Source organism: Cuspidothrix issatschenkoi CHARLIE-1 (assembly GCF_002934005.1).
Taxonomy (GTDB): Bacteria; Cyanobacteriota; Cyanobacteriia; order Cyanobacteriales; family Nostocaceae; genus Cuspidothrix; species Cuspidothrix issatschenkoi.
This window is the reverse complement of record NZ_PGEM01000033.1, coordinates 41,731-52,444: the sequence shown is the minus strand read 5'-3', so window position 1 is coordinate 52,444 and position 10,714 is coordinate 41,731. Positions and strand designations below refer to the sequence as shown.

Genomic DNA, 10,714 nt, shown 5'->3' with positions numbered 1-10,714 from the left:
ATCTTCAACCGTCTTGTCACCCGTTAAGGATTCTGACAAAATATTATTGTTGTAATTCTCTAATTCTATCTTGGGCTTTTATTAACCATTCTTCATTACCTCCCTGTTGTTGATATAGTTTCACAGCTTGCTGAAAGTCGGATATAGCCTGAGATTTATCTCCTAAATCAGATTTAGCATTTCCCCTTCCATGATAAGCATAGGCATAGTTAGGATTAATCTTAATAGCTTGGTTGTAATCTTGTATTGCAGCTTGCTTATCTCCTAAATCATATTTAGCATTTCCCCGGTTGTTGTAGGCACCGGCATAGTTAGGATTAATCTTAATAGCTTGGTTGTAATCTTGTATTGCAGCTTGCTTATCTCCTAAATCATATTTAGCATTTCCCCGATATATATAAGCATCTGCATTATTAGGAGTAAGACGAATAACTTCTGTAGAAGCTACTATCGCCCCTTGATAATCCCCTTTAGCATACCTATCACTAGCCAAAGCAAAATAATCATCCGCCTTTAAACCTCCTCCTTGGGGTTTAATAGGCTGACGCGCCGCAATTCGCATATAAGTATTAATAGGAACAGCAGCATATCTATCTGTGTTTCCTTGGTTATTTTCCTCTATTAATCCATTAATGCCAATTAACTCACCCTTTTGATTTAAAACCGGTCCCCCACTCATCCCCTTGAGAATTTTATTATTATAAATTAAATTATATCCACCATCTATAGTTACTTGAGTAGCATTAGCGTTAATTTGTCCATCTCGACATTCAAACAAATAAGCATTAATTACACCAGTTTTAGCGGGAAAACCAGCAGCATAAACATTATCCCGACGTTTAGCGTTATCAGAATCACCTATTTTAGCCACTTGATAACTCTTACTACTATTAAACTGCACCACAGTTAAATCTATATTTCCTCCCAAAGGTTTAAGATTTTTAACATCTATTGGATAACGTTGGCCATCAGGAGTGACAAGGGTATATTGTACAGTTTTATCTGCAACGTTATGAAAGGAAGTGAGAACTGTATAAGTATTACCATCACGCTTGATGATAGTTCCTGAACCACCATTTCTATTTTCAATCAAAACAGTGATGTTTTGGGCTGTGTCATCAATTTCTTGAGGACATGGCAAGATTTGTCCTCTCGCTGGGGATGTGAGAGCTATAGATGTGAGAATAAATAAGGTGGGGATAGTATATTTGTAATTCATATAGTTTGTCTGAATCAGGATGTCCAGGATTACAGGATGTACAGGATAGGTTTATTTGGTGTTATTTTAATCTATTATTTGTCTGAATCAGGATATCCAGGATTTCAGGATGTACAGGATGGGTTTATTCGTGGGTATTTTTCAAACTTATAACCATAAGAAATGAGCGCGAAAAGTTTTTTTCACCCCCTTGACAGTTCCTAAAAAACTTGTTATCATGATTTTGATGAGGAAGAACTATCTTTTGTGCATAAGCGAAACATATTAAGACTAATAGTATATTAAACTAATCTTCTTGTGACGTAACCTAAAACAATGAAAGTGTGATCCTAGAAATAGGATAAATAAAGGTAGGTATTCAGTTATAGCAATCCTTCATACCCAGATCCCCGACTTCTTTGACTTATTGTGTCTAAATGATACATTGATCACAGAAGTCGGGGATCTTTTTACATCACCTTAATTCTGATAAATAATACCATTTCTTTGTAAAGTTGCATATAATTTACCCCCCGGCTACGGTGTACAGTCTAATCAAGTTGCCTAATAAGCTGTTACACAGCTAGATCCAATAATCCTAATATTGTTATTTCTTGTAGTGCGGGCATCTTGCCCACAAAAATTTAGGACTTACGCAAAAAACTCTCAAACTCGTGCGTAAGTCCTAGAATTATACAAATTAAATGCACAACAGCTTATGAAGTATTTACTCGCTGGGTAAACTCTCCAAATATCTGTCAAAATCAATCATGATATTGTCTGAACCATTAGCAGTCAAAACTTTGCGACTATCTTTCTCCACAATATTAAATAGTCTCTTGGCAATATCTTGACCTTTTGATTTGCCTATCAAAGTAAATAATATGTTGCTGCGATCGCAAGTGTCAAATACATCTTTTACAGCACAAACCACAGGTTGATTATTCAGTCTACCGACAATAATTTTTTTCAATGTCCCATTATCGTAACTACGCTGAAATCTGGATGATACTTCCTCACAACGATTTCTAATCTTATTGTATGGTCGCGGAAAATCCGTAGATGCAAATTTCATCACTGGATATTTTTTACTATCTTCAGTACGGACGACGGTAAAATATTCACCACCCCTTCTCTCACAGGAGAATTTAGTTCCTGTAGTATAGCCGTAGCTAGACTGATTGCTAGTAAATACACTGGTTAAAACAGTAACACAAGCCAACATTAAGGTTTGGGTTAATCGTGACATATATTTCTATTTTTTTCCTGATAATTTATAAGACTAAGTAGGTGAACCGAAAAATTTAAAGGTATGTGAAGAAAAGTAAAATCGCCCAAAACTCTCTTCGGTGTTCCCCGTTCCCCGTTCCCCGTTCCCTTGCCCCAACGACAAATTTTAACGCTAACCTACTTATGTGCTATTTTATATAATCTTAATCAAGATGTCCAGGATTTAAAAAAGTTTAAAGTTGGGGTTATTTACCTGAAAATGGCTGTAACTATCCTATCTACAACCCAAACTATCCCGTGTAGAAATACCTGTTACCGGGTTAACACCATCAGCCCTTTTACATAGTAGCGATACTTGATAACGATCAATAATTGCGTCTGTAAAATCAGCCCCGGTGATATCCGCATCATAAAAGCGACTACGGGTTAAAGTTGCTGCGGTGAAAATAGCGTTTTTTAGATTCGCACCATCTAGGGTGACACGATCAACTAAAGCATCGCTTAAATTAGCAGATTCTAAGTTGGCTTTTAATAACACCCCTTTAGTCAAAATTGCATTAGTCAAATTCGCACCTTGAAAATTTGTACCGCGCATTTCCGCCGCTACAAAAGTTCCACCAACTAAATTATTATAGGAAAAATCCTGATTTTCTAAACTAGCATTATTGTAATTAATACCATTAGCTTGAGCTAAAACTGATTGAGGATTGATAATTACTAAAAATCCTACTCCGATCACAATTAATATCAAACTGAAAAGGTTTAAAAAAATTTTGTTCATAAATTTGTTTAATTGTTGGCTATCTGTTTCCAGATCCCCGACTTCTCAGATAGATTTATCCTTTGCGAATACAATCAATTAAAGAAGTCGGGGATCTTATCACCTCACCTGTTTCCAGATCCCCGACTTCTCAGACAGATTTATCCTTTGCGAATACAATCAATTAAAGAAGTCGGGGATCTTATCACCTCACCTGTTTCCAGATCCCCGACTTCTCAGATAGACTTATCCTTTGCGAATACAATCAATTAAAGAAGTCGGGGATCTTATCACCTCACCTGTTTCCAGATTTCCGACTTCTCAGATAGATTTATCCTTTGCGAATACAATCAATTAAAGAAGTCGGGGATCTTATCACCTCACCTATTTCCAATCCTTACCAATACGAATAGTGAGATCAGATTCTAAGTCCCCATTGCCTGAAACTTGAATTTCTCCTAAACCTAAAACCTCTCGCAAATCAATCCCCGGTTGTCGGTTGCCATTTTGGACAATAATCTGGGTTTGACGTTGGGTATCTGGCCAGTCAGGAATGGGGTAAACATTAGTAAAACCTTTTCGCTTAAGATAGGTAATTACTTTTTCCGTTAACTGAGGTTGATTAGTCGTATTTTGAACAGCAACTCTACGAATAGACACTGGCCGATTATCTGATGTAAGACTAGCTAAATTTACACCAACATAATCATTTAATAAGCTTTGTTGGCCAGTCATATTCAACCAATAGCTATTGGGATCTTGACTGAATTTACTAAAAGTACCAGGTAACATAGCCATTTGGAAATTATCCCGTTCTACATTAACGGAAAAATTAGCCAAGGCCATAATTTCCTCCATTTTGAGATTAGTATCAAAATACTTTCTCATAATGCGAGTCAATTGGGGCAACTTCGGTAGAACAGTGGGACTGTTGAGACGTTGCAATAGAGAAGTTATGAGTATTTGTTGTCGTTGAACCCTGGGTAAATCTCCTATCCCTTGTTCCTGAAAGCGCGAAAACTGTTCGGCTTGTTCACCGTTGAGATTTTGCCAACCAGGCGCTAAATTGATGGATAAGCCACCATACTGATCTTGATAATTCATGGTTTCGGGTACAAACACATCCACCCCACCCAACTGATCAACTAATTGCCGAAATCCGCTAGTAGAAATACGGATATAACGATCTATGGGGGCGTTACTTAGACTGCGGCTAACCACTCGTGCAGCTAGAACTGGTCCACCCTTAGCATTAGCTTCAGATACCTTAGTTAATCCCTGTTCTGGGATGGCGATCATTGTCCCTCTGGGAATTGAGAGGACACGAATAGATTTATCACTAGGATTTAATCTAACCAACATCATGGTGTCGCTGTTACCAGCAAAACTTTCCGGTGAACCTTCTACAGTACCGGGAACTGGCTCAATACCCATAATTAAAATATTCATGGGTCTTGATAGTTTATACTGAGAAAGCCTAGTCCATAAATCTCCGGGGACTTTAGCTTGATCTTGTCTATTAGTAGCAAATTCGTCGTCTTTTGCTTGGTCTAGGTTACTCCAAAGAGGAGTCCATAATGCCAAACTAGATGCTAACGAGCCAGATAAAATTATACCTAAAACAACGGTTAATACCCATAATAACCAGCGAGGAACTGTTAAGCCTAAACGGTCATAGAGTTCGTTAGGGATAGCACCCACGGATTCAACCACATTGAGGGAAGATTTGCCTGATGGTTTTGGTTTAACTGGGGAATTGGCTACTGGAACTTTTGGCAGTGTTGCTTGATGTTCTGACTGTTGAACTGGTGGTTGTATCACCCCCGGTTCTGAGGTTGCTGCTTGTTGAGGTGTTACCTGATTTTCTGAGCATTGAATTTGTTTAATCACAATTTTCTCCCCACTCAACCACTCCTTAAAGGTATGTTAATACAAGCTACAAATACTGGAAGATAATACAGCAGAAGGAAGAGGGCAGTGGTATGGCTAACGCCACGCTTTGCGAATGACTACGCTCACCAACCGGAGGCAGGACGTGAAACACAGTTCCTATTTGACAACCCAGCCTGGTCTAAACTATGTTTTGGTCTTCAGTCTGTACCTCATTTACCTCGAAACTGCTGTACTAACTATGAAATTTTAGATTGAAGAAACACCAATGAGATATTTTTTTGGTAAAGCTATAATCTATTTCCTATTGCTTGATTCAATATGTAATGATTGCAACATATTTTCTACCAAAATGCTTCAATGAAGACGATCTAAAATTAAATAAATGTACACTTGTATTGTTTTGAATTAGGTGTGTATGCGAACATGAATAATTTATTTTTTCCTGTGATTTTGGCAGGTGGTAAAGGTGAACGTTTTTGGCCTTTGAGCCGACTAGACCGACCCAAACAGTTTTTAAGTCTTGATGGTAGCTCAAGAAGCTTACTACAATCAACTGCTGACAGATTATTAACACTTGTCGCCGGTTGGGAAAACCTGTGGGTGATCACTTCTAGTGCCATTGCTCAAGGGGTAAGAGAACAACTTCCCGATTTACCTGAGTCAAATTTACTGATTGAATCACAGGGACGAGATACGGCGGCGGCTGTTGCTTGGACAAGTTTAGAAATTAAAAAGCGTTACGGGGAAGATGCTATTATTGGTTTTTTCCCTGCTGATCACTGGATTGCTGACCCAGATATATTTGCAGAAACCTTGGCTGCTGCTACTGAATTAGCGACTAATAAAGCCGCGATTGTTACCTTGGGGATAAAACCTAATTTCCCATCAACTGGTTATGGTTATATTGAGCAAGGTGAAAAAATAGGTAGTTTTCACGATTTGCCAGCCTATCACGTTAACCGTTTTACGGAAAAGCCTGACCGAGAAACGGCAGAAACTTTTTTAGCAACGGGACGGTTTAGCTGGAATAGTGGTATATTCGTGTTTCGAGCAGGTGTTGTTTTGGCAGAATTACACACCCATGCACCAGAAATTATTGAACCTTTAGAAGCACAAGGCCCTGATATTTATCCCCAATTACCTAAGAAAAGTATAGATTATGCGTTGATGGAAAAAACAAGTCTAGCTTATGTTTTGCCTGTGTCATTTGGGTGGGATGATTTGGGCGATTGGAATGCTATTGAACGGTTACTGAAGCAGGATGATAATCCTAATGTAGAACTTGCTACTCATGTAGGATTGGATACTCAAGGAGCAATTGTTTATGCCCCCAGTCCTGATGATGTGATTGTTACTATTGGATTAGAAGATGTGGTCATTGTGCGCGATCGCAATGTTACCCTAGTAGTCAAAAAAGACCGCACCCAGGAAATTAAGCAGGTCCTCAAAATCCTGCAAAACGATGGGCGATTTACAGACTTGTTGTAAAAGTTAAAACCCTTGGTAGATGGCTCAAAGTCCTGTTTTTCATTAGACTATTGATAGTATTTTGTGACAGTATATGTCAATTAGTAGATTTGAGCCTCTTTTTTTGGCGATCGCAAACAATCTTTATTATTGCTGAACAAAAACACAATATTTCCCCAGTGGGAGCAGGGGAGCAGGGACGCAGGGGGAAAAATTAACTCTTTCCTGTCAATAATTAACAGTCAACAGTCAACCATCACCAAAAATGTTCTTAACCCAAACAGTTCCTCGTCAACGTGAGATTATCGAAGTAGTCCTCCGCAATGGTTGGGACTATATGAGAACACTGTTGACTGGTGGTAAAGCCGATCAACCCCAGCTACCTCCCCCGGCTGTGTTAAAAAATATTTTGGTAGATTTGGGACCTGTCTATGTCAAACTTGGTCAACTGCTTTCTACCCGTCCTGATTTACTCAGTGCTGCTTATATTGAGGAACTATCAACTCTTCAAGATGAAGTTCCCCCAGTTTCCTGGTTAGAGGTAGAAATCCTGATTCGTAAACAGCTAAAAACTCCACTGGAAGAAACTTTCACTACTATTAATCATAGTCCTGTAGCGGCGGGATCAATTGCCCAAACCCATCGCGCTACTTTGATAGATGGTCAAGAAGTAGCTATCAAGGTACAACGTCCAGGAATTGATGAAACTATCGCCCAAGATATCACTTTAATTCAAGGGATTGCAGATTTAGTCGCCCTGACAGAATTTGGACAAACTGCTGATATTAAATCAATTGCACAGGAGTTTACCAAAGCTTTAGAAGCTGAATTAGATTTTACAAGGGAAGCAGGTTTTACAGATCAATTACGCCGCAATTTATCCCAAAGTCGGTGGTATGATCCCCAAAAGATAGTAGTAGCAGAAATTTACTGGCATTTAACTACAGAAAAAGTGCTAGTTATGGAATGGTTAGATGGTGTACCCTTACTAGCCGCAGACTTGAGCCGTGATGACGATAAGCGCGAAGAAATTACTACTTTACTATTTCGCGCCTTTTTTCAACAAGTATATATTGATGGTTTCTTTCATGCTGATCCCCATCCTGGTAATTTATTTTATTTAATAGATGGTCGCATTGCCATTTTAGATTGTGGGATGATGGGTAGACTTGATCCCCGCACTCAACAAATATTAACAGAAATGTTATTAGCAATTGTTGATTTAGATGCCCAAAGATGCGCTCAATTAACTTTGCAACTTTCAGATTCTGCCCAACCAATTATTTTAGCTAGACTGGAAAATGATTATGATCGTATGCTGCGAAAATATCATAATATTAGTTTGACAGACATGAATTTTAGTCAAGTAATTTATGAAATTTTGCAAATTGCTAGAAATAATCAAATTAGATTACCTAGTAATATGGGTTTATATGCTAAAACCTTAGCAAATTTGGAAGGAGTAGCCAGAAGTTTTAATCCCAATGTAAATTTATTAGATGAAGTTAAACCGTTAATTACAGATTTATTTCGTCGTCAATTATTGGGAGATAGTCCGGTCAGATCCCTATTACGTACAGCCCTAGATATTAAAAGTCTATCTTTACAATCTCCCCGACAAATTGAATTATTATTAGATCGGGTCACTTCAGAAACCTTACAGTGGAACTTATCATTAAATGGATTAGATGGTATGCGTCGCACATTAGATGATGCCGCTAACCGTCTTTCATTTAGTATTTTAGTTGGTTCACTGATTATGGGTGCTGCTATTATTTCTAGTCAAGCACAAACATCACAGCTATCATTTATTAGTATTATTTTATTTACTGCTGCTAGTTTATTAGGATTATGGTTAGTTATCAATATTTTACGCTCAGGGCGTTTAAGATAACTATATTAGACATCTAAGTAGGTTGGCGTTAAAACCGAAGAGAGTTTTGGGCGATTTTACTTTTCTTCACATACCTTTAAATTTTCCGGTTCACCTACTTAGTGAAAATAATTTATCCCTACTACAGGTTGGGATCATGTTACAAATTTTTGGCAATGTGATGGTACATTAATGAGAAGTCTTAAATCATTTCCGGTTGAACACTTATCATATCTGTTGAGGCTAGTAATGGGTTGATGATGGCCAGTTTATGGCTAAGCTGTTGTGAATTTAATTTGTATAATTCTTGCGGGCAAGATGACCGCACTACAAGAAATAACAACATTAGGATTATTGGATCTAGCTGCGTAACAGCTTACTGGGAGTAATGATTCTCCTGGAGAGATCCTTTCTAATCGCCATCTGTGCGATTCTAAGTAAAGAACAGAATATCAAAGTTATCAGCTAGAAGGAAATAAACTTTTTATGTCAATTATTATTGCAGAAAACCTCAGTAAATCCTATTCAGTAGCCATTAAAGATCCTGGTTTAGCAGGAACAATTGCCCATTTTTTCCGCCGCACTTATCGCAATATTACCGCAGTTCAAGATGTTTCTTTTACCATTGAACCTGGGGAAATGGTCGGTTTTTTAGGACCCAATGGTGCAGGTAAAACCACAACTTTAAAAATGCTCACAGGCTTAATACATCCTTCTGGTGGTACAGTCAAAGTAGCTGGATTTACTCCCTTTAAGCGTCAAGAAGCATTTTTACAAAAAATTACTTTAGTCATGGGACAAAAACAGCAATTAATTTGGGATTTACCCGCCCTAGATTCTTTAAGAATTAACGCCGCAGTTTATAATCTTTCTGATAGAGAATTTCAGCGTCGCGTGGGAGAATTAACAGAAATGCTATCTTTAGCAGGTAAATTAACCCAACCCGTGCGAAAATTATCATTAGGTGAACGGATGAAAGCAGAACTTTTAGCCGCGCTTTTGCACCGTCCCCAAGTCTTATTTCTCGATGAACCAACTTTAGGATTAGATGTTAATGCTCAAGTAGGAGTAAGGGATTTTTTAAAGGAATATAATCAGCTATATCAAGCAACCATATTATTAACAAGTCATTACATGGCAGATATTACCGCTTTATGTGAAAGAGTATTATTAATTCATCAAGGACAACTCATGTATGATGGGAAGTTAAATGGATTATTAGAAACTTTTGCTCCCTATCGAGAAATTTACATCGAGTTAGCGCAACCATTAGGACTAGAAAAACTGATATCCTATGGTGATGTGCAAATGTTAGAAGGAAGATCAGTGAGATTTATTGTTCAACAAGAAGCAATGACAAGGACTGTTTCGGAAATTTTAGCTAACTTAGACGTAGTAGATTTAACAGTTCAAGAACCACCAGTAGAAGAGGTAATTGGCAGAGTTTTTCAAAAAGGATTTAACAATTAATAACTATGAAAAAACATTTAAAAAAAATCTCCACATTACTATCTGTATACTATGCCTATATGCTAGAATACAGATCGGAATTATTATTCTGGGTTTTATCGGGATCTTTGCCAATTATCATGATGGGGATTTGGGTAGAAGCCGCAGCCAGTGGTAAATTTGCTTTTAAATCTATAGATTTTGCGCGATATTTTTTTGCTGTTTTTATAGCTAGACAAATTACCATTGTTTGGGTAATTTATGACTTTGAGAAAGAAGTCATAGAAGGTAAACTTTCACCAAAATTATTACAGCCTATAGATCCTATATGGCATCATATTGCTAACCATGTTGGCGAAAGATTAGCTAGAATTCCTTTTGTATTAATTGTATCAATATTATTTTTTGTTCTTTATCCCCAAGCAATATGGTTGCCGGATATAGGGAATGTATTACTATTTACATTAGCAGCAATGATGGGTTTTGCTTTAAGATTTATCATGCAATATACCATAGCTATGTTTGCATTTTGGACAGAAAGAGCAGCAGCTTTAGAAAATTTATGGTTATTATTTTTTCTATTTTTATCAGGTTTAATTGCACCATTAGAGATGTTTCCCGAACCTGTAAGAAACATAGTTATGTTAACACCTTTTCCCTACATAATTAATTTTCCAGCTAGTATTTTAGTAGGACTCCCAGTAGATTTAACCAGAGGATTTTTATCAATGTTAGGTTGGTTTTTCATATTTTTAGGTGCAAATCGTCTATTATGGCGTATAGGTTTAAAGCACTATTCAGGTATGGGGGCTTAAATAATTTATCAAATAGTTATTTCTTTTCT

8 protein-coding genes are annotated in these 10,714 nt (G+C 37.4%); 4 read left to right on the top strand and 4 right to left on the bottom strand.

Annotated features, from left to right (window positions below; translation table 11 throughout):
- Positions 1–43: 43 nt before the first annotated feature.
- The 4 genes from CUN59_RS05725 to CUN59_RS05710 form a co-directional block, all read right to left on the bottom strand.
- Complete coding sequence (locus CUN59_RS05725; protein ID WP_104386931.1) at positions 44–1,219, bottom strand: tetratricopeptide repeat-containing S1 family peptidase; 1,176 nt, start codon at positions 1,217–1,219, stop codon at positions 44–46.
- 706 nt (positions 1,220–1,925) lie between these two features.
- Positions 1,926–2,447, bottom strand: a complete 522-nt coding sequence (locus tag CUN59_RS05720) for a COP23 domain-containing protein (protein ID WP_104386930.1) — start codon at positions 2,445–2,447, stop codon at positions 1,926–1,928.
- A gap of 255 nt (positions 2,448–2,702) precedes the next feature.
- Positions 2,703–3,209 carry a pentapeptide repeat-containing protein gene (locus tag CUN59_RS05715; protein ID WP_104386929.1) on the bottom strand — a complete coding sequence of 169 codons (507 nt, stop codon included), beginning with the start codon at positions 3,207–3,209 and terminating at the stop codon, positions 2,703–2,705.
- A gap of 363 nt (positions 3,210–3,572) precedes the next feature.
- Positions 3,573–5,078, bottom strand: a complete 1,506-nt coding sequence (locus CUN59_RS05710; protein WP_104386928.1) for an LCP family protein — start codon at positions 5,076–5,078, stop codon at positions 3,573–3,575.
- Positions 5,079–5,504: 426 nt separating this feature from the next.
- On the opposite strand from CUN59_RS05710, the gene CUN59_RS05705 reads away from it, so the two are divergent.
- The 4 genes from CUN59_RS05705 to CUN59_RS05690 all read left to right on the top strand — a co-directional run bounded on the left by CUN59_RS05705 (position 5,505) and on the right by CUN59_RS05690 (position 10,685).
- Positions 5,505–6,569 (top strand): mannose-1-phosphate guanylyltransferase, encoded by a 1,065-nt coding sequence (locus CUN59_RS05705; RefSeq protein ID WP_104386927.1) that lies wholly within the window; start codon positions 5,505–5,507, stop codon positions 6,567–6,569.
- A 244-nt stretch (positions 6,570–6,813) separates the two neighbouring features.
- Positions 6,814–8,442 carry an ABC1 kinase family protein gene (locus CUN59_RS05700; RefSeq protein WP_104386926.1) on the top strand — a complete coding sequence of 543 codons (1,629 nt, stop codon included), beginning with the start codon at positions 6,814–6,816 and terminating at the stop codon, positions 8,440–8,442.
- A 465-nt stretch (positions 8,443–8,907) separates the two neighbouring features.
- The gene (locus CUN59_RS05695; RefSeq protein WP_104386925.1) at positions 8,908–9,891 is read left to right on the top strand and encodes an ABC transporter ATP-binding protein; all 984 of its coding nucleotides are present in this window, start codon (positions 8,908–8,910) and stop codon (positions 9,889–9,891) included.
- Between the two features lie 5 nt (positions 9,892–9,896).
- Complete coding sequence (locus CUN59_RS05690; RefSeq protein ID WP_104386924.1) at positions 9,897–10,685, top strand: ABC transporter permease; 789 nt, start codon at positions 9,897–9,899, stop codon at positions 10,683–10,685.
- The last annotated feature ends 29 nt before the right edge of the window (positions 10,686–10,714 follow it).